Below are 23,509 nucleotides of genomic sequence, written 5' to 3' on the forward strand. Positions count from 1 at the left end.
CCAAACACTCGAGGAGGAAATTAAAAATGGCGAAAATGTATTATAACCAAGACGTAAACGAACAGGTATTAGAAGGAAAGACAATTGCGGTCATTGGCTACGGTTCACAGGGACATGCACATGCCCAGAACTTAAAAGAATCCGGATTTGATGTTGTGGTTGGTGTAAGACCCGGGAAATCATTCAAGCAAGCGCAAGAAGATGGCATGAATGTGACAACAGTGGCGGAAGCGGCGCAGGCAGCGGACATCATCATGATCCTGGTGCCGGATGAGAAGCAGACGAAAATCTACAACGAAGAAATCAAACCGGCATTGACGGCTGGAAAATCACTGGTATTCGCACACGGCTTTAACGTTCATTTCAACCAAATTGTCGCTCCAGAAGATGTGGATGTCTTCTTGGTAGCGCCAAAAGGGCCGGGGCATCTGGTCCGCCGCACATACGAAGCAGGTGCTGGAGTTCCGGCATTGATTGCCATCCACCAGGATGTTTCAGGACAGGCTCAGGAAGTGGCGCTGGCTTATGCGAAAGGGATCGGCGCTGCACGTGCAGGTGTGTTGGAGACGACATTCAAAGAAGAGACGGAAACGGATCTATTCGGAGAACAGGCTGTGCTTTGCGGCGGTGTCACATCACTTGTGAAAGCGGGCTTTGAAACTTTAGTGGAAGCGGGCTATCAGCCGGAAGTCGCTTACTTCGAATGTATGCATGAATTGAAATTGATCGTTGATCTGATGTATGAAGGCGGACTGTCAGGCATGCGCTACTCAATCTCTGACACTGCGCAATGGGGCGATTTCGTCTCAGGGCCGCGTATAGTCGATGCAGCGACAAAAGGCCGCATGAAAGAAGTCTTGACGGATATCCAGACTGGGAAATTCGCCAAAGGCTGGCTGCTTGAGAACCAATTGAACCGTCCGGAATTCACAGCCATCGAAAAAGCGGAAGAAAATCACCAAATCGAACAAGTAGGCAGAGTGCTTCGCGAAATGATGCCATTTGTCAACGAAGGCAAAAAGACAAAAACAAAAGAGGTGGTCGCCAGTGCGCAAAATTGACATCTTTGATACAACGCTACGGGACGGAGAACAGTCGGCTGGGATCAACTTGAATACTGCTGAGAAAATCGAAATCGCCCGCCAGCTTGAACGTTTTGGCGCGACGATCATCGAGTCAGGATTTCCGGCAGCCTCACCGGGAGATTTCGATGCGGTAAAGCGCATCGCAGGGACAGTAAAAAAATCAATCGTGACGGGCTTGGCCCGTTCGGTTGAAAGTGATATTTCTACGGCATGGGAAGCGTTGAAAGGCGCCGAACAGCCGCATGTCCATATCTTCCTGGCAACATCGCCGATCCATATGGAACATAAATTGATGAAAACACCGGAGCAGGTCTTGGAAACGGCAGTCGCTTCTGTGAAATACGCCAAGAAATTCTTTCCGCTTGTCCAGTGGTCGGCGGAAGATGCTTCAAGGTCCGATCCGGACTTCCTGGTACGCATCATCCGTGAAGTCATCAAAGCGGGAGCCACGACGATCAACTTGCCGGATACGGTAGGATATGCGACTCCAGCGGAATACGGCGCAATGTTCAAATACGTAAGCGAAAACGTCATCGGCATCGAAAACGTCAAATTGTCCGCTCATTGCCATAACGATCTTGGGATGGCGACAGCCAATACACTAGCAGCGATTGAAAACGGCGCAACGCAAGTGGAAGGGACCATCAACGGAATCGGCGAACGCGCCGGCAATGTGGCACTTGAAGAAATCGCAGTGGCGCTTCACATCCGAAAGCAGATTTACGAAATCGAAACGGGAATCGAGCTGAAAGAGATCAAGCGCACCAGTCAATTGGTCAGCCAGTTGACGGGCAGCCTGATTCAGCCGAACAAAGCGGTTGTCGGCAAAAACGCTTTTGCCCATGAGTCGGGCATCCATCAGGATGGCATGCTGAAAAATCCGTTGACGTACGAAATCATTACGCCGGAACTGATCGGCGATGCATCAACCGAATTGGTGCTCGGCAAGCATTCCGGCAGGCACGCCTTCAAAGACCGGGCGATCAAGATGGGCTTTGAACTGAGTGATGAGAAATTGAATAAAGCCTTTATCGAATTCAAGAAATTGGCTGACAGCAAAAAAGAGATTGTTGAAGACGATTTGTTCGTCTTGCTGACAGACCAGCAGATCAATGAAAAAGACGTGCCGGTATATGAACTGGAAAGCGTGCAAGTCCATTATGGAACGGCGAACATCCCGACGGCTACGGCATCCGCCCACAGCCCTGACGGCCAGCTGGTCCGGGACTCCGCAACAGGCGCCGGTTCGGTGGAAGCGATATTCAACAGCCTTGAGCGCATCGTCGCCGGCAAAGTGCATATTCTCGATTACCGCGTAACTTCGATCGGCAAAGGGCGCGACGCGTTAGGCGAAGCCGTCATCAACATGACCTATGACGGCGAGACCGTTACAGGCCGGGACGTGGCGCAGGATGTACTGGAAGCGACAGCAAAAGCCTATCTGAATGCAGTGAACCGCCAATTGGTGAAGAAAGGCCAGAAAATCAGCGTTGCCACAGCATAAAACAACATGAGTGAAAGAGGAGGAATTTCAATGGAAAAAACGATAGCGGTATTGCCAGGAGACGGAATCGGACCAGAAGTGACAGATGCAGCGGTAAAGGTACTGCAATCGATTGCCATGCGCTACGGGCATACATTCCATTTGAAGCACGCGGCAATCGGCGGCTGCGCAGTGGATGCGCACGATAATCCGCTGCCAGAAGAAACCGTGGCGGCATGTGAAGCGAGCGATGCCATTCTGCTTGGTGCGGTAGGCGGCACGAAATGGGATCAGCATCCGGCCCATCTCCGTCCGGAAAAAGGCTTGCTGAACATCCGCAAGCGTTTCGGTTTATTCGCGAATATCCGGCCGGTCAAAGCGGTGCCGGCATTGCTCGGTTCCTCCCCATTAAAAGAAGAAGTGGCGAAAGAAGTGGACATGGTCATTGTACGGGAATTGACAGGCGGCCTCTATTTCGCAGAGCCGAAACACCGTACGGAAAAAGCCGGAGTGGATACGCTGGTCTATACCCGTGCGGAGATTGAACGGATTGTTGACAAGGCGTTTGAAGTGGCCCGCGGACGACGCGGCAAGTTGACTTCGGTCGATAAAGCGAATGTGTTGGAAACGAGCAAGCTATGGCGGGAAGTGGTCGAAGAGCGAAAAGCGTTTTATCCGGATGTGGAAGTCGAGCATATGCTGGTGGATTCAGCTGCGATGAAACTGATCACGGATCCGCGTTCGTTCGATGTTGTCGTAACGGAGAACATGTTCGGCGATATCTTAAGCGATGAAGCTTCGGTCATCACAGGATCGCTTGGGATGCTGCCTTCAGCAAGCATCCGTGCAGACGGTTTCGGGCTTTATGAACCGGTCCATGGTTCGGCACCGGACATTGCCGGCCAGAACAAAGCGAACCCGTCGGCTGCCATCTTATCAGCGGCGATGATGCTCCGCCATTCGTTCGGCCTCCATTCGGAAGCGTCGGCAATCGAAGAAGCGGTAATGGGCGTCTTGGAAGACGGCTATTGCACAGGCGATTTGTACACGGCCGGAAAACGGAAGGTTTCAACTGAAGCATTTGTAACGAAAGTGATCGAAGAGCTGGAGCGGGAATTTGTTTCCGAACACATCATGTATTCTTATGTTTAAGTAAAGGAGTGGGCCCTATGGTAAAAACGATCATCGAAAAGATTTGGGAACAGCATATCGTCTTTGAAGAACCCGGGAAGCCGGATCTTTTATATATCGACCTGCATTTATTGCATGAAGTCACTTCGCCTCAAGCCTTTGAGGGGCTGCGGCTGAATGGCCGGAAAGTGCGCCGGCCGGATTTGTGTTTTGCCACCATGGACCACAACGTCCCGACGCGAAACCGCGACCGGATCACGGACCCGATTTCGCGCAAGCAGATTAAGACGCTGCAGGAAAACTGCGAAGAGTTCGGGGTGCCGCTGGCCGGCATCAACCACCCCGACCAAGGCATCGTCCACGTCATCGGACCGGAGCTGGGGCTTACCCAGCCGGGCAAGACGATTGTCTGCGGCGATAGCCACACATCCACACACGGGGCATTCGGTGCGTTGGCATTCGGCATCGGCACCAGCGAAGTCGAACATGTCCTATCGACTCAGACGCTTTGGCAATCAAAACCGAAAACCATGGAAATCCGCATCGACGGCGAATTGGGCTTCGGTGTTTCTTCAAAAGACGTGATTTTGGCCATCATTGCGAAATTCGGCGTCGATATGGGAACCGGCCATATTATCGAGTATACGGGAGACGCCATTCGCCGCATGTCGATGGAAGAGCGCATGACAATCTGCAATATGTCGATCGAAGCAGGGGCGCGTGCGGGCTTGATCAGCCCGGATGAAACCACCGTGGCCTATTTGGAAGGCCGTCGCCATGTGCCTCAAGGAGCCGCCTTTGACGCAGCTGCTGAGCGGTGGCTTGCATTGGCGACTGACGAAGGAGCGGCATACGATGTATCGCTTTCCATCCATGCAGATGAAATCTCGCCGTTTGTCACATGGGGAACAAACCCGTCGATGGGTTCAGGCATTGCAGGGCATGTGCCTTATGCATCTGATTACAAGACCCAGGCGGACCGCGATGCACTGAAACAGGCGCTCGCGTATATGCAACTGGAAGAAGGAGCTCCTTTATCGTCAATCGACATTCAGCATGTCTTTATCGGCTCCTGCACCAATGCCCGAATCGGCGACCTTCGTGCAGCCAGTGCCATTGTTGAAGGACGCAAAGTACATCAGTCTGTTACGGCAATTGTTGTTCCTGGATCAGAGACTGTCAAACGGGCGGCTGAAGCGGAAGGATTGGACCGGATTTTCTTGGAAGCCGGCTTTGAATGGCGGGAGACAGGCTGCAGCATGTGCCTGGCGATGAATGAAGATTCCGTACCGGCAGGGGAGCGCTGTGCTTCGACCTCCAACCGCAACTTTGAAGGGCGCCAAGGAGCAGGTTCCATGACGCATTTGGTCAGCCCGGTAATGGCTGCTGCTGCAGCGATCGAAGGGCATTTGACGGATGTCCGCAAATACATGAAAGAACCTGTGCCCAGCTCATAAACTGACTCATCAAGGAGGCCGCATAAATGAAGCCAATCAACCATATTGAAAGCGTCATGACGCCGCTTGACCGCAAAAACGTAGACACCGACCAAATCATCTCGAAGGAATTTCTGAAGCGCATCGAGCGCACCGGGTTCGGCAAGTATTTGTTCCATCATTGGCGCTTCCGCCCCGATGGCACTCCGGCTGAAGACTTTGTCTTGAATGATCCCCGTTTCAACGGCTCCGAAATCCTGGTTGCACAAGAAAACTTCGGCTGCGGCTCTTCACGCGAGCATGCCCCGTGGGCCATTCAGGACTATGGGTTCAATGTCGTCATCGCGCCCAGCTTTGCAGATATCTTCTATAATAACTGCGTCAAAAACGGCATCTTGCCGATCCGCCTGGCACATGCCGAAGTGGACGAGCTGATCCACAAAGGCCAGCAGCGTCCTTACCGGCTGGAAGTCAATCTGGAAGAGCAGACCGTAACCGGTGAAGACGGCACGCGTTACAGCTTCACTATCGACCCTTATTGGAAAGAGATGCTCTTAAAAGGCTGGGACGAGATCGCGTTGACCTTCCAGTATGAATCGTACATTGCAGCATTTGAAGCAAAGCAGTTCGCATAGTTTCGGGATACGGTGAAATAGTGATCAGTAGTAGACGATATTCCGCAAAACAGCTGCGCTTGCCTGCGGGCGAGCGCCAAGCCTCCTCAGCCGCCTTGCGGCTTGCGGGGTCTCGGCTGTCTCGCTTTCCCGCGGGCGTCTCCGCTGTTTTGCTTCATATCTCAGATTGCACTGCGAAAAAGGTAGAGTTGCTTAACTCTAATGATTTTATCCAGCGCCGGCGCGTCCAAGGGCTAGGCAATAAAATGGCCCAAAAGCAGTTTGGGACATTTTATTTGCGACGAAGCTAGCGCAGCGATGCAGGAGCAGAAGGGTTTTGCAGTGAGACGAGTGGTCTTCTCGGCTCATGGCGGGAGCCATGCCCAAAGCGGCCGAAGCGGCATATAAACTCTCGCTTCATTAATTCACCGTATACCGATTAAAAGAGGAGATGATTTTGTTGGGAATTCGTACGATACGGTAGGCTTATTCAATGCATTCGAGAAATTGGCACCGATTGTCCACCGCACGCCGTGCAAGCAGTCCCATACGCTGAATTGCCTGACAGGCAGCGAAGTTTCACTAAAGTTGGAGAACCTGCAGAAGACCGGCTCGTTCAAAGTACGGGGCGCCTTCAATAAAATCAGCCAGTTGAGCGATGCCGAATGTGCAAGAGGGATTCTTTGCGCTTCTGCAGGCAACCATGCCCAGGGCGTTGCAATGGCTGGAAAGGAAAAAGGGGTGCCGGTGACGGTATTCATGCCTGAAGGGACGCCGGAAGCGAAAGTGCTAGCTACACGCCAGTACGGAGCGACGGTCCGCCTTGTCGGGAAGAGTTTCGACGAAGCCTATGCGGCGGCGAAAAAAGAGCAGTTGATGACAGGGGCTGCGTTTGTTCATCCATTCGACGACTTGGCCATTATCGAAGGCCAGGCGACAGTCGCGATGGAAATGCTTCAGCAATGCCCGGACCTCGATACCATCGTGGTGCCAGCAGGCGGCGGCGGTTTGCTCGCCGGGACGGCCATCGCTGTCAAAGTGATCCGTCCGGAAATCCGGGTGATCGGCGTGCAGGCGAGGGCCGCTTCCGCCATTGCATCGGTATTCCATGGCGCAAACAACTCGGCAGTTCCATTTTTGCCGACGATCGCAGAAGGCATCAAAGTGAAAGAGCCGGGCAAATTGACCACTCAAATCATCCAAGCATACGTGGATGACATCATCACTGTCAGCGAGCAGGAAATCGCCTCGTCGATCCTGTTCATGCTTGAACGGGAAAAGATGCTTGTGGAAGGAGCGGGAGCGGCTGCTGTAGCGGCAGTGCTCCATCATCACCTGCCTTTTCATTCCGCCCGCACCGGCATTATCGTCAGCGGCGGCAATTTTGATATCGGCAAACTCGAGACATGCAGAAAAATCGCTACTGATATGGGTACGGCCAGTTCTTATTGATAGTGGGACCCCTTCGTCTAAACGGAGGGGTTTTTTGTGTTCGAAAAAGCATATTGTCGGACTTTTTCCACTTTGGCAGAAACCGGTTCAAGCGGTTGACATCTATTTATCAATTTGTTAATTTAAATGAGTACTTTAACGCTTTAGCAAACTAAAGGAGTAGAGATAGATATGAATGCAGTTGTACTTGCCGTTATCATCATGCTGGTATTAAGCCTGCTGCGGGTCAATGTGGTTTTCGCCTTGCTGATCGGCGCATTGGCAGGAGGGCTTGCCGGCGGTTTATCGTTTACAGACACCGTCACTGCCTATACGGAAGGTTTAGGGGCAGGGGCGACCATTGCGCTGAGCTATGCTATGCTCGGCGGGTTCGCTGTCGCCATTTCACGGACCGGGATTCCGGAATTGCTCGTTGCGGGCGTTCTGAAACTGGTCAATAAAGAAGGGGAAGCGACACGGGAAGGATTGGCGAAAGCGCTGATCGTTTTTGCCCTATTGGTCATGGCGATCTTCTCGCAGAACTTGATCCCGATTCACATCGCGTTCATCCCGCTGCTGGTGCCGCCGATTTTGCACATCCTTAACGAGCTGCGCATCGACCGCCGCTTGATCGCATCGGTTCTGACATTCGGGCTGACAGCTCCGTATATTTTATTGCCATACGGATTCGGGTTGATTTTCCATGAGATCGTCGCGACCCAGATGGAGCTCGCCGGCTTGCCGATCGATATGGCGGATATCCCGAGAGCAATGGCGATTCCTGTCGGCGGCATGGCCATCGGATTGGCCGTGGCGGTGTTCATCTCATACCGCAAACCGCGGACTTATCAAACGTTCGCTAATACTATAGAAGAAACTCAAACAAAAACCGCTTCGAAGAAAGATATCATCGTGACCATCGTCGCCTTGGCTGCTGCGCTGTACGGGCAGATCCAGACAGATTCGATGATCATCGGAGCGCTTGCCGGCATCCTGGTGCTCTATGTATTCGGAGCGATGAAATGGCGGGATGCGGACGACGTGCTTACTGCCGGGATGCGCATGATGGCGTTCATCGGCTTTGTGATGATCTCGGCGAACGGTTTCGCTTCCGTCATCCAGGCAACGGGCGCAATCGAACCGCTCGTCTCAAGCGCATCGGATTTGTTCAACGGCAATAAAGGCGCCGCTGCCTTGGTCATGCTGATCATCGGCTTGGTCGTGACGATGGGCATCGGTTCATCATTTGCCACGATTCCGATCATCGCCGCCATTTTCGTTCCGCTCAGCATGGAGTTCGGCTTCTCAACAATTGCCATCATTGCATTGATCGGCACAGCGGGCGCGCTTGGAGATGCCGGCTCGCCGGCGTCCGATTCGACGCTCGGCCCGACAGCAGGGTTGGCCGTTGACGGACAGCATAACCACATCTGGGATACGTGCGTGCCGACGTTCATCCACTACAACATTCCGCTCGTTGTGTTCGGCTGGATTGCAGTGATGCTGCTCGGTTAAAGAAGAATGTTCGGACTATTAGCGTATGGGTTGCTTAACCGTTGAATCCTGCTATAATAAAAAAAGCGAATAAAAGAAAGAATTTCGTTGAAAGCCTTGCGGAATTCTTTTTTCTTTTGTATAATGGTGAATGTTGGTCTTTGACTGCGATGAAGCGAGAGGTTACCGATACACCCGGCCGCTTTGCCATGGCGAGTGATTGGAAAATTTTCGTGGAGAATGTCTATCCAAAATAGGCGAAAAGGGAGGGAAAATAATGGCAAAACAAAAAATTCGTATCCGTTTAAAAGCATATGATCATAGAATCCTAGATCAGTCTGCTGAGAAAATTGTTGAAACTGCAAAACGTTCAGGTGCAAGCGTATCGGGTCCGATACCGTTGCCGACGGAAAAATCAGTTTACACAATCTTGCGTGCTGTCCATAAGTACAAAGATTCTCGTGAGCAATTTGAAATGCGCACACATAAACGCTTAATCGATATCGTTAACCCAACACCACAAACTGTGGATGCGTTAATGAAACTGGATTTACCATCCGGCGTTGATATTGAAATCAAACTTTAATCGGTAAACGAAATAGAAAAAACACAAAAATTGCAGGAGGTGTGACAACATGACCAAAGGAATCTTAGGTAGAAAAATCGGTATGACGCAAGTTTTTGCTGAGAACGGTGATTTAATCCCTGTAACTGTAGTTGAGGCTGCTCCAAACGTAGTGCTTCAAAAGAAAACAGTTGAGGTTGACGGCTACGAAGCAATCCAATTAGGTTTTGAAGACAAGCGCGAAAAGCTTTCAAACAAACCTTCTAAAGGACACGTAGCAAAAGCGAACACTGCTCCTAAGCGCTTCATTCGCGAACTTCGCAATGTAAACTTAGCTGATTACGAGATTGGTCAGGAAGTCAAAGTTGATGTATTCGCAGAAGGCGATGTAGTAGATGTCACAGGAACAACAAAAGGTAAAGGTTTCCAAGGTGTTATCAAGCGCCACGGACAATCACGCGGGCCAATGGCTCACGGATCACGTTACCACCGTCGTCCTGGTTCAATGGGGCCTGTTGCTCCAAACCGTGTATTCAAACAGAAGAAATTGCCTGGTCAAATGGGTGGAACAACAATTACAATCCAGAACCTTGAAATCGTTAAGGTTGATGTGGAACGTAACTTGCTTCTAATCAAAGGTAATGTCCCTGGTTCACGTAAAGCAATGCTTCGCGTTAAATCAGCGATCAAATCGAAATAATAGTTTTTAGAGGAAGGAGGAAACACGAATGCCTAAAGTAGCTTTATTAAATCAAACAGGTTCACAAGTTGGCGACATCGAATTGAACGACTATGTATTCGGTATCGAACCAAATGAAGCTGTATTATTTGACGCAGTAGTGATGCAGCGCGCTTCACTTCGCCAAGGTAATCATAAAGTAAAAAACCGTTCTGAAGTAGCCGGCGGTGGTAAAAAACCATGGCGCCAAAAAGGAACTGGACGTGCCCGTCAAGGTTCGATCCGTTCACCACAATGGCGCGGAGGCGGAGTCGTCTTCGGACCGACACCACGCAGCTACAGCTATAAATTGCCTAAGAAAGTACGTCGCTTAGCTCTTCGCTCTGCTCTTTCTTCAACAATAATCGGAGAAAAATTGATGGTACTTGAAGGATTGACATTTGACGCACCAAAAACAAAGTCATTTACACAATTGATCGGCGACCTTTCAATCGGTAAAAAAGCTTTGTTCGTAACTGCTGACCTTGATGAAAACGTAGCATTGTCTGCGCGTAACATCCAAGGCATGACAGTGGTGTCGGCAACTGGCATCAACGTATTGGACTTGCTTGGACATGACAAAGTTGTCATGACAAAAGCAGCGATTGAGAAAATTGAGGAGGTGCTTAGTTAATGGAAGCACGTGATATTCTAAAGCGTCCGGTCATTACTGAGCGTTCTTCTGAAGTAATGGCAGATAAGAAGTACACTTTTGAAGTGGACACTCGCGCTAACAAAACACAAGTTAAACATGCAGTTCAGGAAATCTTCGGAGTTCAAGTTGAGAAAGTCAACATCATGAACTACAAAGGGAAATTCAAACGCATGGGCAAACACGCAGGTTACACAAACAAACGCCGTAAAGCGATTGTTAAGTTGACTGCTGACTCAAAAGACATCGAATTGTTCGAAATTTAATTTTTCATAAGTTCTTAAGGAACTACTAACGAAGGAGGGAAACAACATGGCGATTAAAAAATATAAACCTACCTCCAACGGTCGTCGTAACATGACGAGTTCTGATTTCGCTGAAATCACAACGAACAAGCCTGAAAAATCGCTTTTACAGCCAGTAAAGCGCAAAGGCGGCCGTAACAACCAAGGTAAGTTAACTGTACGCCACCACGGCGGCGGACATAAACGCCAATACCGTGTCATCGATTTCAAACGTAACAAAGATGGCATTCCAGGACGCGTTGCTACAATCGAGTACGATCCAAACCGTTCTGCGAACATCGCATTGATTCATTACGCTGACGGAGAAAAACGTTACATCTTGGCTCCTAAAGGAATCACGGTTGGAACGCAAATCATGTCAGGCGTTGAAGCTGATATCAAACCAGGTAACGCACTTCCGTTATCAAACATCCCAATGGGTTCTACAATCCACAACATTGAATTGAAGCCAGGCGGCGGCGGACAACTTGTACGCTCTGCAGGAACTTCAGCTCAGGTATTGGGTAAAGAAGGCAAATACGTAACTGTTCGTTTGCAGTCAGGCGAAGTTCGCATGATCCTTGCAACTTGCAAAGCTACAATCGGTTCTGTAGGTAACGAACAACACGAATTGATCAACATCGGTAAAGCAGGCCGTAACCGCTGGTTAGGCAAACGCCCAACTGTCCGCGGATCTGTAATGAACCCGAACGATCACCCACACGGTGGTGGTGAAGGACGTTCGCCAATCGGACGTAAGTCACCAATGTCTCCATGGGGCAAACCAACTCTTGGGTACAAAACACGCAAGAAAACGAACAAGTCAGACAAGTTCATCGTGCGTCGTCGTAAAAAATAATTTGATTCCGCTACGGTTCGTGATAAGAACCGTGGTGCAATCACGAAGGGAGGATCCCAAATGGGCCGCAGCTTGAAAAAAGGACCTTTTGCTGATGATCATCTTTTGAAGAAAGTTGATGCACAAAAGGACTCTGAGAAAAAACAAGTGATTAAAACTTGGTCTCGCCGTTCTACAATTTTCCCGACATTCATCGGACAGACAATTGCAGTATACGATGGTCAAAAACACATCCCTGTATATGTAACTGAAGATATGGTCGGCCATAAACTAGGTGAATTTGCTCCAACACGCAAATACGCTAGTCATGGCGCAGACGACAAGAAAACAAGACGTTAATTGAGAGGAGGATTTCCCCATGCAAGCAAAAGCTGTCGCTAGAACAGTACGTATTGCTCCTCGTAAAGTCCGTTTAGTAGTAGATTTAATCCGAGGCAAGCAAATCGGCGAAGCTGTTGCGATTTTGAACCACACTCCGAAAGCAGCATCTATTGTTGTTGAGAAGTTATTGAAATCTGCAGCTGCTAACGCTGAACACAACTACGAAATGGATCTGAACAACTTGGTTGTCAGTGAAGTATTCGTTGACGAAGGTCCAACACTGAAACGTTTCCGTCCACGTGCAATGGGACGCGCGAGCGCAATCAATAAACGTACAAGCCACATCACACTAGTGGTATCTGAGAAGAAGGAGGGATAATTCGTGGGACAAAAAATACATCCAATCGGGATGCGTATCGGCATCATTCGTGACTGGGAGTCAAAATGGTACGCTGAAAAGGACTATGCGACACTTCTTCACGAAGATATTAAAATCCGTGAATACATCGAAGCACGTTTGAAAGAAGCTTCAGTTTCTAAAATCGAAATTGAGCGCGCTGCAAACCGTGTAAACGTAACGATTCACACTGCGAAACCAGGGATGGTAATCGGTAAAGGTGGTTCTGAAGTAGAAGTACTTCGCACTCAACTGAACAACATGACTGGCAAGCGTGTACACATCAACATCATTGAAATCAAGAGAGCTGACCTTGATGCGAAACTAGTTGCTGAAAGTGTTGCACGTCAATTGGAAAACCGCGTGTCTTTCCGCCGTGCACAAAAACAAGCAATCCAGCGCACTATGCGTTCTGGCGCTAAAGGGATCAAAACTCAAGTATCTGGACGTCTAGGCGGCGCTGACATTGCGCGTGCTGAACACTACAGTGAAGGTACTGTTCCGCTCCATACGCTTCGTGCTGATATCGACTATGCGCACGCTGAAGCTGACACTACTTACGGCAAACTTGGCGTAAAAGTATGGATCTACCGCGGTGAAGTCCTTCCAACTAAGAAGAAATCTGAGGAAGGAGGCAAATAATATGTTAATGCCTAAACGCGTTAAATATCGTCGTGAGCACCGCGGAAAGATGCGCGGAGAAGCTAAAGGCGGCAAAGAAATCGCATTCGGTGAATTTGGTCTCCAGGCTTTGGAATCATCTTGGATCACTAACCGCCAAATCGAAGCTGCACGTATTTCCATGACTCGCTACATGAAACGTGGCGGTAAAGTATGGATTAAAATTTTCCCGCATAAACCTTATACGAAAAAGCCTCTTGAGGTACGTATGGGATCCGGTAAAGGTTCGCCTGAAGGCTGGGTAGCGGTTGTTAAAACAGGTAAAATCATGTTTGAACTTGCAGGAGTATCTGAAGAAGTGGCACGCGAAGCATTGCGCCTTGCATCTCACAAACTTCCGATCAAAACGAAGTTCGTAAAACGCGAAGAAATTGGTGGTGAATCGAATGAAAGCTAAAGAAATCCGTGACTTAACCACTGCTGAAATCGAACAAAAAGTGAAATCACTGAAAGAAGAGCTTTTCAACCTTCGCTTCCAATTGGCTACTGGTCAATTAGAAAATACTGCTCGCATCCGCGAAGTACGTAAAGCGATTGCCCGTATGAAAACTGTGATTCATGAAAGAGAAATCAGTGGAAACAACTGATAATTCGAGAGGAGGTTTGCAAGTATGACTGAGCGTAACCAACGCAAAGTATACACAGGCCGTGTTGTGTCTGACAAAATGGACAAAACCGTTACAGTAATGGTTGAAACTCAAAAGAAGCACGCACTTTATGGCAAACGTGTAAAATACTCTAAGAAATTCAAAGCTCATGACGAGCAAAACGAAGCTAAAATGGGCGACATCGTTCGCATCATGGAAACTCGTCCGCTATCAGCTACAAAACGTTTCCGTTTGGTGGAAGTTGTAGAAAAAGCGGTTATTATCTAATTTAAATTAATTTCGGAACGTAAGAAATTCCGGAGGGAGGTAACCTAAGTGATCCAACAGGAAACTCGTTTAAAAGTTGCAGACAACTCGGGTGCTCGTGAAGTACTAACGATTAAAGTACTTGGTGGTTCTGGTCGCAAGACTGCAAACATCGGTGACGTAATCGTTTGTACCGTGAAAAAAGCAACACCAGGTGGCGTTGTTAAGAAGGGTGAAGTCGTCAAGGCTGTCATCGTTCGCACGAAAAGCGGAGCTCGCCGCAAAGATGGTACTTATATCAAGTTTGATGAAAATGCATGTGTTATCATTCGTGACGATAAAGGTCCACGTGGAACACGTATCTTCGGACCAGTTGCACGCGAACTTCGCGACAACAACTTCATGAAAATCGTTTCACTTGCTCCTGAAGTTCTTTAATAAATCAATGTGCGATACCAAGGAGGTGCGACAGAATGCATGTTAAAAAAGGTGATACAGTTAAGGTAATCTCAGGCAAAGACAAAGGCAAAACAGGTGTTGTTTTGACTGCTCTTCCTAAGAAAGACCGTGTGCTTGTTGAAGGTGTCAACATCATCAAAAAGCATACAAAACCGAACCAGGCAAACCCACAAGGTGGAATTGTCAGCCAAGAAGCAGCTATTCACGTTTCTAACGTAATGTTGATCGACCCTAAATCCGGCGAGCCGACTCGTGTAGGATACAAGGTAGTAGATGGTAAAAAAGTTCGTGTTGCAAAAAAATCCGGTGAACAGATAGATAAATAAAATTCCTGAATGAAGGGAGGTACACACATGAACCGCCTAAAAGAAAAATATGTGAATGAAATCACTCCTGCTCTAGTGAGCAAGTTTGAATATAAATCAGTAATGCAAGTGCCTAAAGTCGACAAGATCGTCATCAACATGGGTGTAGGCGAAGCTGTTCAAAACACTAAGTCCCTGGACTCAGCTGTTGAAGAATTAACTACGATCGCTGGCCAAAAACCAGTTATTACTAAAGCTAAAAAATCTATTGCTGGCTTCCGTCTTCGTGAAGGTATGCCAATCGGCGCTAAAGTAACACTACGCGGAGAGCGTATGTATGACTTCCTGGATAAATTGATTGCTATCTCACTTCCACGTGTGCGTGACTTCCGTGGCGTATCGAAAAAATCTTTCGACGGACGCGGCAACTACACATTAGGTGTGAAAGAACAATTGATCTTCCCTGAAATAGATTATGATAAAGTTTCCAAAGTACGCGGTATGGACATCGTAATTGTAACAACTGCGAACTCTGATGAAGAAGCTCGTGAGTTACTAACACAATTCGGAATGCCGTTCCAAAAGTAAACGTGAGGGAGGCGTAAACGTGGCTAAAAAATCTATGATCGCAAAACAAAAACGCACGCCAAAGTTTAAAGTACAAGAGTACACACGCTGTGAACGATGCGGACGTCCGCATTCAGTATTACGCAAATTTAAACTTTGCCGTATTTGTTTCCGTGAACTTGCATATGTGGGACAAATTCCTGGCGTCAAAAAAGCCAGCTGGTAATCCCCTAATTTGGGAAGGAGGTAAATGTAATGACAATGACAGATCCGATTGCAGATATGCTGACACGCATTCGTAATGCAAACATGGTTCGTCACGAGAAATTAGAGCTTCCGGCTTCTAATGTGAAAAAAGACATCGCTGAAATTTTGAAGCGTGAAGGTTTCGTCCGTGACGTAGAATATGTAGAAGATGACAAGCAAGGCATGATCCGGATTTTCTTGAAATACGGAGCAAACAACGAACGCGTTATTACTGGCTTGAAACGTATTTCAAAACCAGGACTACGTGTTTACGCTAAAACTAATGAGGTGCCTCGTGTACTAAACGGTCTTGGAATCGCTTTGGTATCGACATCACAAGGTTTGGTAACTGATAAAGAAGCCCGCGCGAAACAAATCGGCGGAGAAATCATAGCATACGTTTGGTAATAAGCAACAAACGAATGGAGGTGCAAAGAAATGTCACGTGTAGGTAAAAAACCAATCGAGGTGCCTGCTGACGTTACTGTAACTGTCGCTGACGGCAACGTAGTAACTGTTAAAGGCCCTAAAGGCGAGATGACTCGCACATTTAACAAAGATATCAACATCGCTCTTGAAGATAACGTGCTAACATTAACACGTCCTTCTGAGTCGAAAGAACACCGCACAATCCACGGTACTACTCGTGCTTTGCTTGCGAACATGGTACTTGGAACTTCACAAGGATTCGAGCGCGTGCTTGAATTGGTCGGGGTTGGATACCGTGCTCAGCTTCAAGGCAACAAATTGGTTCTTAACGTAGGCTACTCTCACCCGGTGGAATTCACTCCGGAAGAAGGACTTACAGTTGAAGTTCCAGCCAACACACGAGTAATCGTTAAAGGGATCGACAAAGAACGCGTTGGAGCTCTAGCTTCTAACATTCGCCAAGTGCGTCCGCCAGAGCCGTATAAAGGCAAAGGTATCCGCTATGAAGGTGAAAAAGTTCGCCGCAAAGAAGGTAAAACAGGTAAATAATGCTGCTTAGGCAGGATGAAAGGAGTGACCTCAGTGATTACGAAACTCGACAAAAACGCATCTCGTAAAAAGCGCCATGCTCGTGTACGTTCTAAAATCACGGGTACAGCAACTCGCCCGCGTTTAAACGTATTCCGTTCAAATAAATATATTTACGCTCAATTGATCGACGATACAAACGGCGTAACACTCGCTAGTGCATCATCAATGGATAAGGATTTCGAAGGAAGTTCTAAAGGAAATCTTGAAGCTGCGGCAAAAGTTGGCGAAACTATCGCTAAGCGCGCTGTAGAACAAGGATTGACATCGATTGTTTTTGACCGCGGTGGTTATTTGTATCACGGACGTGTCAAAGCTTTAGCAGAAGCAGCACGTGAAAATGGTTTACAATTTTAAAAGAAGGAGGGACACATTTCATGCGTCGTATTGATCCAAACAAACTTGAACTTGAAGAACGCGTAGTTACGATTAACCGCGTAGCGAAAGTTGTAAAAGGTGGACGTCGTTTCCGTTTCTCCGCATTAGTTGTTGTAGGCGACAAAAATGGTAATGTCGGTTTTGGTACTGGGAAAGCTCAAGAAGTTCCAGATGCTATCCGTAAAGCTATTGAAGATGCGAAGAAAAACTTGATCGAAGTGCCAATGGTTAAAGGCACAACTCCACACTTAGTAATCGGCCGCTTCGGTGCTGGCCAAATTCTTATCAAACCGGCTTCTCCGGGTACTGGTGTTATTGCCGGCGGACCTGTGCGTGCGGTACTTGAACTTGCAGGGGTACAAGACATCTTGTCTAAATCTCTAGGTTCAAACACACCAATCAACATGGTTCGTGCAACTATCAACGGTTTAACTCAACTGAAGAGCGCTGACCAAGTTGCAAAACTTCGCGGCAAAACTACAGAAGAGCTATTAGGATAAGGAGGGAAAATTACATGGCTACTAAACTAGAAATTACCCTCACAAAATCAGTGATCGGCGCTAAGCCGGCACAACGTAAAACTGTACAAGCCCTAGGCTTGCGCAAAATGCATCAGACAGTAGCGCACCAAGACAATGCAGCCGTTCGCGGTATGATTGACAAAGTCGCTCACTTAGTAACTATCAAAGAAGTTTAATCCCTGATTTCTATAGAAGGAGGTGCCAACCACATGAAACTTCATGAATTAAAACCAGCAGAAGGTTCACGCAGTTCTAGAAAGCGTATCGGACGCGGTATCGGTTCAGGTACTGGTAAAACAGCAGGTAAAGGCCACAAAGGTCAAAACGCACGTTCAGGCGGCGGAGTTCGTCCTGGATTCGAGGGTGGACAAAACCCATTGTTCCGTCGTTTGCCGAAACGTGGATTTACGAACATTAACCGTAAAGACTACGCTATTGTGAACCTTGACGTATTGAACCGTTTCGACGAAGGCACAGAAATTACACCTGCATTGCTTATCGAATCAGGTGTTGTGAGCAACGAACGTTCTGGAATCAAGATTCTAGGCAACGGTAACTTAGAGAAAAAATTGACAGTTAAAGCTCACAAATTCTCTGGAACAGCTAAAGAAGCAATCGAAGCTGCCGGCGGACAAACTGAGGTGCTTTAATGTTTCAGACAATCTCCAATTTTATGCGCGTGACTGATATTCGAAATAAAATCATCTTTACATTACTGATGCTCATCATTTTCCGTATCGGAACTTTCATTCCGGTACCGAATGTTGATGCGGATGTACTGCAAGCTACCGATCAGGCTGGCTTGATCGGATTCTTAAATACTTTCGGTGGAGGCGCCCTAGCTAACTTCTCGATCTTAGCGATGGGAATCATGCCATACATTACAGCGTCGATCATCGTGCAATTATTGCAGATGGATGTTGTACCGAAATTTGCAGAGTGGGCGAAACAAGGGGAAGTCGGAAGACGGAAACTTGCGCAATTCACTCGCTACTTCACAATTGTACTTGCCTTTATCCAAGCGATTGGTATGTCTTACGGATTCAACCAGATTTATGGCGGATCTTTGATTCAGAACAACTCGATTTCAACGTATGTTGTCATCGCGATCGTCTTGACCGGGGGTACAGCATTTCTACTGTGGCTTGGTGAGCAGATTACGGCAAAAGGTGTGGGGAACGGTATTTCGATTATCATCTTCGCTGGGATTGTCGCTGCAATACCTGGAGCTGTCAACCAATTGTATGCTCAGCAGATCGAAGGAGCTGGAGATCAGCTCGCGATCAACATTGCCTTAATGGCTTTGCTGGCATTAGCAGTCGTTGCTGTTACTGTATTGGTCATCTATGTTCAGCAAGCGCTGCGCAAGATTCCGATCCAGTATGCAAAACGGGTTGCTGGCCGCGGCCAGACAACAAGTGCACAACAAACGCATTTACCTTTGAAAGTGAACGCGGCCGGAGTTATCCCGGTAATCTTTGCAGTGGCGTTCATCATTACGCCGCAAACCATTGCTTCTTTCTTCGGAGCGAACGCTGTTACAGATGCAATCCAGAATACGTTTGATTACACGCGCCCTGTCGGTATGATCATTTATATCGCTTTGATCGTGGCATTCACGTACTTCTATGCATTCATTCAGGTCAACCCTGAAAACATGTCGGACAACCTGAAGAAGCAAGGTGCTTATATTCCAGGAATCCGTCCGGGTAAAAATACGCAAGATTATTTAACAAGTGTTCTGTACCGTTTGACGTTTGTCGGTGCAATCTTCCTATCTGTTATTTCGGTAATGCCAATTTTCTTCACCAACTTGATGGGCTTGCCACAATCGGCCCAAATCGGCGGTACAAGTTTATTGATCGTGGTAGGGGTAGCATTGGAGACGATGAAACAGTTGGAATCCCAGCTTGTTAAACGTCATTACAAAGGCTTTATGAAATAATCAAGGGCTCCAGGGAGCGTTTTGGCGTTCCTTGTCCGCTTGTCTGAGGGGGCAAACCGTATGAATATCGTATTAATGGGTCTGCCGGGTGCCGGAAAAGGCACTCAAGCAGATAAAATTGTTGAGAAGTACGACATCCCTCATATTTCTACAGGTGATATGTTCCGGGCAGCCATCAAAGGTGGAACGGAACTAGGCTTGAAAGCAAAATCGTTCATGGATCAAGGGGCACTCGTGCCTGATGAAGTGACTATCGGTATCGTCCGTGAGCGTCTTAGCGCTGCGGATTGTGAAGAAGGCTTCCTATTGGACGGCTTTCCACGCACAGTCCCACAAGCTGAAGCGCTGGAATCTCTTCTTGCCGATCTCGGCAAAAGAATCGAGCATGTCGTAAACATCCAAGTTGAACAAGACGAACTTGTTAAGCGATTATCAGGCCGTCGGATTTGCAAAGTGTGTGGCACTGCATACCATCTTGTGTTCAATCCGCCTCAAGTTGAAGGCGTGTGCGACAAAGACGGTGGCGAGCTCTACATGCGCGAAGACGATAACCCTGAAACCGTCACAAACCGTTTAGAAGTAAACATTAAGCAAACACAGCCGCTTCTTGATTTCTATGAAAACAAAGGCGTGCTGCAGAATATAGATGGACAGCAGGATATTCAAAAAGTATTTGCTGACATTGATGCTCTTCTAAAGGGCGACCGAGGTTAAGTCCCGGCGCCGGGCGCAGTTAGTTGCCTCCATGTGGCTTTAAGGAGCACCGGAGATATGAATTTTCGAGAGCTGCAAAAGCAAACAAGGCTTGTTATATGAAGTCCGGTGCAGGGTTCGCAATGTGCAATTGTGCACTGGAAATAGTATAATGGGTTTCGTGGAAGCATCTGTGTAACGGGTTTGGAACTCATCCAAGGCAGTCCGGACGGTCGAGGAAACATGAGTCAGACTGTATTAACCGGATTACCCCCTCTCCGCAATTTGCGGGCAGTGGAACTCGGAGACTGTCTTTCGAATGTCACTCATGCATTCCTGGTGAATGAATTGAATTATTCAATCAGCAAATACTGTTTGAAGATGGGAACCTGATTTGTATACAGAAGGGAGACTGGGTCGATGGCGAAAGACGATGTAATTGAAATCGAAGGAACAGTCGTTGAGACTTTGCCTAACGCGATGTTTAAAGTGGAACTGGAGAACGGCCATACGATTCTTGCGCATGTATCCGGCAAGATCCGCATGCACTTCATCCGCATTCTGCCGGGGGATAAAGTAACAGTGGAACTTTCTCCTTACGATTTAACACGCGGTCGTATCACATACCGTTTTAAATAATCTTTTGCACTCCGGACTACTAAGGAGGTTGGGTTAGATGAAAGTGAGACCATCTGTGAAACCGATCTGCGAAAAATGTAAAGTTATTCGCAGAAACGGTAAAGTAATGGTAATCTGTGAAAATCCGAAACACAAACAAAGACAAGGCTAATAAAGAAGGAGGTGCATCACACACATGGCACGTATTGCTGGTGTTGACATTCCGCGCGACAAACGCGTTGTTATTTCATTAACATACATTTTCGGTGTTGGTAAAACTACTGCTCAGAAAGTTCTTGCTTCTGCTGGTATCTCTGAAGATACGCGCGTCCGCGATCTTACTGAAGACGAGTTGAACAATATCCGTGAACAATTGGATCAATACAAAATCGAAGGTGACCTTCGCCGTGAAGTATCGATGAACATCAAACGCTTGATGGAAATCGCTAGCTTCCGAGGTATTCGCCACCGCCGCGGACTTCCTGTACGCGGACAAAATACGAAGAACAATGCGCGTACGCGTAAAGGTCCTCGTAAAACTGTAGCTAACAAGAAAAAATAATCAGTAAAGGAGGTATCTTCTTAACATGGCACGTAAACAACAAACTCGTAAGCGTCGTGTGAAAAAGAATATCGAATCCGGTATTGCTCACATCCGCTCAACATTCAACAACACAATCGTTACGATTACTGATATGCAAGGTAACGCAGTATCATGGTCCAGCGCTGGTGCACTAGGATTTAGAGGTTCACGTAAATCTACACCTTTCGCTGCTCAAATGGCTGCAGAAACCGCTGCTAAAACGTCTATCGAACACGGTCTTAAAACTTTGGAAGTTACAGTTAAAGGTCCTGGTTCAGGTCGTGAGGCTGCTATCCGTGCGCTTCAAGCTGCCGGTCTAGAAGTTACAGCTATCAAAGATGTAACTCCAGTTCCTCACAACGGTTGCCGCCCGCCAAAACGCCGTCGCGTATAATCGTTAATCTGAATAGGATTTTTGAACATCACGACTTACTGAATGTGTTCCGAATCGTTGCGAAAGTCTGTGACTATCGAATTCTTGATGAAACGAAAACACCGACGTTCTGAAGGAGGGTAAAATGAATGCTCGAAATAGAAAAACCAAAAATTGAAACGATCGAGCTCGACAATTCTGCCAAATACGGCAAGTTTGTTGTCGAACCGCTTGAGCGTGGATATGGAACCACTTTAGGAAACTCCTTACGTCGAATCTTACTTTCATCTTTACCAGGCGCTGCTGTTACTTCGATTCAAATTGACGGAGTGCTTCACGAATTCTCCACTGTTGAAGGTGTAGAAGAAGATGTGGCATCAATCATCTTGAATATTAAGAAACTGGCACTGAAAATTTACTCTGACGAAGAAAAAGTCATTGAAATTGATGTAAAAGGTGATGGAACGGTTACGGCTGCAGATATCACGCACGACAGTGACGTGGAAATTCTGAATCCGGATCTATATATTGCAACAATCGCGAAAGACGGCCACCTGCGTATGCGCATGTATGCGAACCGAGGCCGTGGATATGCCCGTGCAGATCAGAACAAACGTGAAGATCTTCCGATCGGTGTTATCCCGATTGACTCTATTTACACACCAGTATCCCGCGTGAACTTCCAAGTGGAGAACACACGGGTAGGACAACTCGCTAATTTTGATAAATTGACGCTTGATGTATGGACAGATGGCAGCATTGGACCTAAAGAAGCGATTGCACTTGGTGCAAAAATCTTTACTGAGCATTTAAATATCTTCGTTGGTTTGACAGATGAGGCTCAAACGGCTGAAATCATGGTTGAAAAAGAAGAAGACCAAAAAGAAAAAGTATTAGAGATGACTATCGAAGAACTTGATCTTTCGGTCCGTTCTTACAACTGCTTGAAGCGTGCGGGTATCAATACGGTACACGAACTGGCAAGCAAGTCGGAAGACGACATGATGAAAGTGCGCAACCTTGGACGCAAATCACTTGAAGAAGTGAAAGTAAAGTTGGAAGATTTAGGGCTTGGACTTCGTAAAGAAGACTGATTCCGACAATCGGATCCGTACTATTTAACAAAGGAGGGAAACTTCAATGAGAAAGCTACAACGTACAAGTTCTCAACGTAAAGCGCTATTGCGTGACCTTACAACAGACTTAATCGTTCATGAACGCATTCAAACGACAGAAGCTCGTGCGAAAGAAGTGCGTTCGACTGTAGAAAAAATGATTACGCTTGGTAAGCGCGGAGATCTTCACGCTCGCCGTAAAGCAGCAGCATGGATGCGCCGTGAGTTGGTAACAACTGCAGACGCTGAAGGCAACGAAACAACAACTTATGCTTTGCAGAAATTGTTTGATGATGTTGCTCCACGCTACGCTGAACGCCAAGGCGGTTACACACGCATCATGAAAATGGGGCCTCGTCGCGGAGATGGCGCACCAATGGTAATTATCGAATTGGTTTAATTTGAATCAGTAGATTCAAAGGCTGACGCAATCATGCCGAGGCACAATTGATTTACTTGGAGAGGGTTTACACCCTCTTCTTTTAACATTATGATTTATACGACACTTAAGAAAAGCTGAGCGTTACGATGAGCGAGCCTTAACCGGCGGCGTCTTGTCTAGCTCTACGCACCTCATTCAACCCCGGCTTAAGCAATCGGGGCGCCATAGAGACAGAAAAAGCGCATTTCTCTGAATGAGGTGCGCGCTTTTTTATTTCCAAAAGATTTTACAGAGGCTTATGG

Annotated in this window: 36 protein-coding genes; all 36 read left to right on the forward strand. The window is 47.6% G+C overall.

Features of this window, described 5'->3' with window-relative positions; genetic code table 11:
- The first annotated feature begins 26 nt into the window (after positions 1-26).
- The 36 genes from ilvC (at position 27) to rplQ (ending at position 23,225) form a co-directional block, all read left to right on the forward strand.
- Positions 27-1,061 carry a ketol-acid reductoisomerase gene (gene ilvC, locus ACTL32_RS17935; RefSeq protein WP_441342741.1) on the forward strand — a complete coding sequence of 345 codons (1,035 nt, stop codon included), beginning with the start codon at positions 27-29 and terminating at the stop codon, positions 1,059-1,061.
- The gene (locus tag ACTL32_RS17940) at positions 1,048-2,589 is read left to right on the forward strand and encodes a 2-isopropylmalate synthase (RefSeq protein WP_441342742.1); all 1,542 of its coding nucleotides are present in this window, start codon (positions 1,048-1,050) and stop codon (positions 2,587-2,589) included. The genes ilvC and ACTL32_RS17940 overlap by 14 nt, the downstream gene beginning before the upstream one ends.
- Positions 2,590-2,619: 30 nt before the next feature.
- On the forward strand, positions 2,620-3,720 hold the full coding sequence (leuB, locus tag ACTL32_RS17945) for a 3-isopropylmalate dehydrogenase (protein ID WP_441342743.1): 1,101 nt from the start codon (positions 2,620-2,622) through the stop codon (positions 3,718-3,720).
- Positions 3,721-3,737: 17 nt separating this feature from the next.
- Positions 3,738-5,156: a 3-isopropylmalate dehydratase large subunit gene (gene leuC / locus ACTL32_RS17950; RefSeq protein WP_441342744.1), complete on the forward strand. Its 1,419-nt coding sequence runs from the start codon at positions 3,738-3,740 to the stop codon at positions 5,154-5,156.
- A 26-nt stretch (positions 5,157-5,182) separates the two neighbouring features.
- Entirely contained in the window at positions 5,183-5,770 is a 588-nt protein-coding gene (gene leuD / locus ACTL32_RS17955; protein WP_441342745.1) for a 3-isopropylmalate dehydratase small subunit, read from the forward strand.
- 486 nt (positions 5,771-6,256) lie between these two features.
- Positions 6,257-7,201, forward strand: a complete 945-nt coding sequence (locus tag ACTL32_RS17960; protein ID WP_441342746.1) for a threonine ammonia-lyase — start codon at positions 6,257-6,259, stop codon at positions 7,199-7,201.
- A 171-nt stretch (positions 7,202-7,372) separates the two neighbouring features.
- A complete protein-coding gene (locus ACTL32_RS17965) occupies positions 7,373-8,695 on the forward strand; it encodes a Na+/H+ antiporter family protein (protein WP_441342747.1) in 1,323 nt (440 codons plus the stop codon).
- A gap of 256 nt (positions 8,696-8,951) precedes the next feature.
- A complete protein-coding gene (rpsJ, locus tag ACTL32_RS17970) occupies positions 8,952-9,260 on the forward strand; it encodes a 30S ribosomal protein S10 (protein WP_004233624.1) in 309 nt (102 codons plus the stop codon).
- A 49-nt stretch (positions 9,261-9,309) separates the two neighbouring features.
- On the forward strand, positions 9,310-9,939 hold the full coding sequence (rplC, locus tag ACTL32_RS17975) for a 50S ribosomal protein L3 (RefSeq protein WP_441342748.1): 630 nt from the start codon (positions 9,310-9,312) through the stop codon (positions 9,937-9,939).
- A gap of 28 nt (positions 9,940-9,967) precedes the next feature.
- Entirely contained in the window at positions 9,968-10,591 is a 624-nt protein-coding gene (gene rplD, locus ACTL32_RS17980; RefSeq protein ID WP_441342749.1) for a 50S ribosomal protein L4, read from the forward strand.
- Positions 10,591-10,875, forward strand: a complete 285-nt coding sequence (gene rplW, locus ACTL32_RS17985) for a 50S ribosomal protein L23 (RefSeq protein WP_204893715.1) — start codon at positions 10,591-10,593, stop codon at positions 10,873-10,875. Before rplD ends, rplW begins: the two co-directional genes overlap by 1 nt.
- A gap of 46 nt (positions 10,876-10,921) precedes the next feature.
- Complete coding sequence (gene rplB, locus ACTL32_RS17990; RefSeq protein ID WP_441342750.1) at positions 10,922-11,752, forward strand: 50S ribosomal protein L2; 831 nt, start codon at positions 10,922-10,924, stop codon at positions 11,750-11,752.
- Positions 11,753-11,812: 60 nt separating this feature from the next.
- Positions 11,813-12,091: a 30S ribosomal protein S19 gene (rpsS, locus tag ACTL32_RS17995; RefSeq protein WP_204893717.1), complete on the forward strand. Its 279-nt coding sequence runs from the start codon at positions 11,813-11,815 to the stop codon at positions 12,089-12,091.
- Positions 12,092-12,110: 19 nt separating this feature from the next.
- Positions 12,111-12,452: a 50S ribosomal protein L22 gene (gene rplV, locus ACTL32_RS18000; protein ID WP_203334933.1), complete on the forward strand. Its 342-nt coding sequence runs from the start codon at positions 12,111-12,113 to the stop codon at positions 12,450-12,452.
- Between the two features lie 3 nt (positions 12,453-12,455).
- The gene (gene rpsC, locus ACTL32_RS18005; protein ID WP_204893718.1) at positions 12,456-13,112 is read left to right on the forward strand and encodes a 30S ribosomal protein S3; all 657 of its coding nucleotides are present in this window, start codon (positions 12,456-12,458) and stop codon (positions 13,110-13,112) included.
- A 1-nt stretch (position 13,113) separates the two neighbouring features.
- Positions 13,114-13,548 (forward strand): 50S ribosomal protein L16, encoded by a 435-nt coding sequence (gene rplP / locus ACTL32_RS18010; RefSeq protein WP_052654124.1) that lies wholly within the window; start codon positions 13,114-13,116, stop codon positions 13,546-13,548.
- The gene (gene rpmC / locus ACTL32_RS18015; RefSeq protein ID WP_204893719.1) at positions 13,538-13,738 is read left to right on the forward strand and encodes a 50S ribosomal protein L29; all 201 of its coding nucleotides are present in this window, start codon (positions 13,538-13,540) and stop codon (positions 13,736-13,738) included. Before rplP ends, rpmC begins: the two co-directional genes overlap by 11 nt.
- A gap of 24 nt (positions 13,739-13,762) precedes the next feature.
- A complete protein-coding gene (rpsQ, locus tag ACTL32_RS18020) occupies positions 13,763-14,026 on the forward strand; it encodes a 30S ribosomal protein S17 (protein WP_204893720.1) in 264 nt (87 codons plus the stop codon).
- A 48-nt stretch (positions 14,027-14,074) separates the two neighbouring features.
- A complete protein-coding gene (gene rplN / locus ACTL32_RS18025; RefSeq protein ID WP_441342751.1) occupies positions 14,075-14,443 on the forward strand; it encodes a 50S ribosomal protein L14 in 369 nt (122 codons plus the stop codon).
- 35 nt (positions 14,444-14,478) lie between these two features.
- Positions 14,479-14,790 carry a 50S ribosomal protein L24 gene (gene rplX, locus ACTL32_RS18030; RefSeq protein ID WP_204893722.1) on the forward strand — a complete coding sequence of 104 codons (312 nt, stop codon included), beginning with the start codon at positions 14,479-14,481 and terminating at the stop codon, positions 14,788-14,790.
- Positions 14,791-14,817: 27 nt separating this feature from the next.
- Complete coding sequence (gene rplE, locus ACTL32_RS18035; protein ID WP_204893723.1) at positions 14,818-15,357, forward strand: 50S ribosomal protein L5; 540 nt, start codon at positions 14,818-14,820, stop codon at positions 15,355-15,357.
- A gap of 19 nt (positions 15,358-15,376) precedes the next feature.
- Positions 15,377-15,562, forward strand: coding sequence for a 30S ribosomal protein S14 (gene rpsN / locus ACTL32_RS18040; RefSeq protein ID WP_006828941.1), 186 nt, complete (start codon positions 15,377-15,379; stop codon positions 15,560-15,562).
- 29 nt (positions 15,563-15,591) lie between these two features.
- Positions 15,592-15,990 carry a 30S ribosomal protein S8 gene (rpsH, locus tag ACTL32_RS18045; RefSeq protein ID WP_006828942.1) on the forward strand — a complete coding sequence of 133 codons (399 nt, stop codon included), beginning with the start codon at positions 15,592-15,594 and terminating at the stop codon, positions 15,988-15,990.
- Between the two features lie 30 nt (positions 15,991-16,020).
- Positions 16,021-16,560 (forward strand): 50S ribosomal protein L6, encoded by a 540-nt coding sequence (rplF, locus tag ACTL32_RS18050; RefSeq protein ID WP_441342752.1) that lies wholly within the window; start codon positions 16,021-16,023, stop codon positions 16,558-16,560.
- Positions 16,561-16,593: 33 nt separating this feature from the next.
- On the forward strand, positions 16,594-16,956 hold the full coding sequence (rplR, locus tag ACTL32_RS18055) for a 50S ribosomal protein L18 (RefSeq protein WP_204893725.1): 363 nt from the start codon (positions 16,594-16,596) through the stop codon (positions 16,954-16,956).
- Positions 16,957-16,976: 20 nt separating this feature from the next.
- Complete coding sequence (gene rpsE, locus ACTL32_RS18060; RefSeq protein ID WP_135500642.1) at positions 16,977-17,477, forward strand: 30S ribosomal protein S5; 501 nt, start codon at positions 16,977-16,979, stop codon at positions 17,475-17,477.
- 14 nt (positions 17,478-17,491) lie between these two features.
- Positions 17,492-17,674 (forward strand): 50S ribosomal protein L30, encoded by a 183-nt coding sequence (gene rpmD / locus ACTL32_RS18065; protein ID WP_204893726.1) that lies wholly within the window; start codon positions 17,492-17,494, stop codon positions 17,672-17,674.
- Between the two features lie 33 nt (positions 17,675-17,707).
- Positions 17,708-18,148 (forward strand): 50S ribosomal protein L15, encoded by a 441-nt coding sequence (rplO, locus tag ACTL32_RS18070; protein ID WP_204893727.1) that lies wholly within the window; start codon positions 17,708-17,710, stop codon positions 18,146-18,148.
- Positions 18,148-19,443 carry a preprotein translocase subunit SecY gene (gene secY / locus ACTL32_RS18075; protein WP_204893728.1) on the forward strand — a complete coding sequence of 432 codons (1,296 nt, stop codon included), beginning with the start codon at positions 18,148-18,150 and terminating at the stop codon, positions 19,441-19,443. The genes rplO and secY overlap by 1 nt, the downstream gene beginning before the upstream one ends.
- Before the next feature lie 60 nt (positions 19,444-19,503).
- A complete protein-coding gene (locus tag ACTL32_RS18080; protein ID WP_441342753.1) occupies positions 19,504-20,157 on the forward strand; it encodes an adenylate kinase in 654 nt (217 codons plus the stop codon).
- A gap of 399 nt (positions 20,158-20,556) precedes the next feature.
- Positions 20,557-20,775, forward strand: a complete 219-nt coding sequence (infA, locus tag ACTL32_RS18085; protein ID WP_006828950.1) for a translation initiation factor IF-1 — start codon at positions 20,557-20,559, stop codon at positions 20,773-20,775.
- 37 nt (positions 20,776-20,812) lie between these two features.
- The gene (gene rpmJ, locus ACTL32_RS18090) at positions 20,813-20,926 is read left to right on the forward strand and encodes a 50S ribosomal protein L36 (RefSeq protein WP_006828951.1); all 114 of its coding nucleotides are present in this window, start codon (positions 20,813-20,815) and stop codon (positions 20,924-20,926) included.
- Between the two features lie 24 nt (positions 20,927-20,950).
- Positions 20,951-21,316, forward strand: a complete 366-nt coding sequence (rpsM, locus tag ACTL32_RS18095; RefSeq protein WP_204893730.1) for a 30S ribosomal protein S13 — start codon at positions 20,951-20,953, stop codon at positions 21,314-21,316.
- 25 nt (positions 21,317-21,341) lie between these two features.
- A complete protein-coding gene (gene rpsK, locus ACTL32_RS18100) occupies positions 21,342-21,731 on the forward strand; it encodes a 30S ribosomal protein S11 (protein ID WP_006828953.1) in 390 nt (129 codons plus the stop codon).
- 128 nt (positions 21,732-21,859) lie between these two features.
- Entirely contained in the window at positions 21,860-22,804 is a 945-nt protein-coding gene (locus ACTL32_RS18105) for a DNA-directed RNA polymerase subunit alpha (protein WP_377340821.1), read from the forward strand.
- Positions 22,805-22,850: 46 nt separating this feature from the next.
- Positions 22,851-23,225 carry a 50S ribosomal protein L17 gene (rplQ, locus tag ACTL32_RS18110; protein WP_204893869.1) on the forward strand — a complete coding sequence of 125 codons (375 nt, stop codon included), beginning with the start codon at positions 22,851-22,853 and terminating at the stop codon, positions 23,223-23,225.
- The last annotated feature ends 284 nt before the right edge of the window (positions 23,226-23,509 follow it).

This window comes from Planococcus sp. FY231025 (assembly GCF_052078085.1).
In the GTDB taxonomy this organism is placed as follows: domain Bacteria; phylum Bacillota; class Bacilli; order Bacillales_A; family Planococcaceae; genus Planococcus.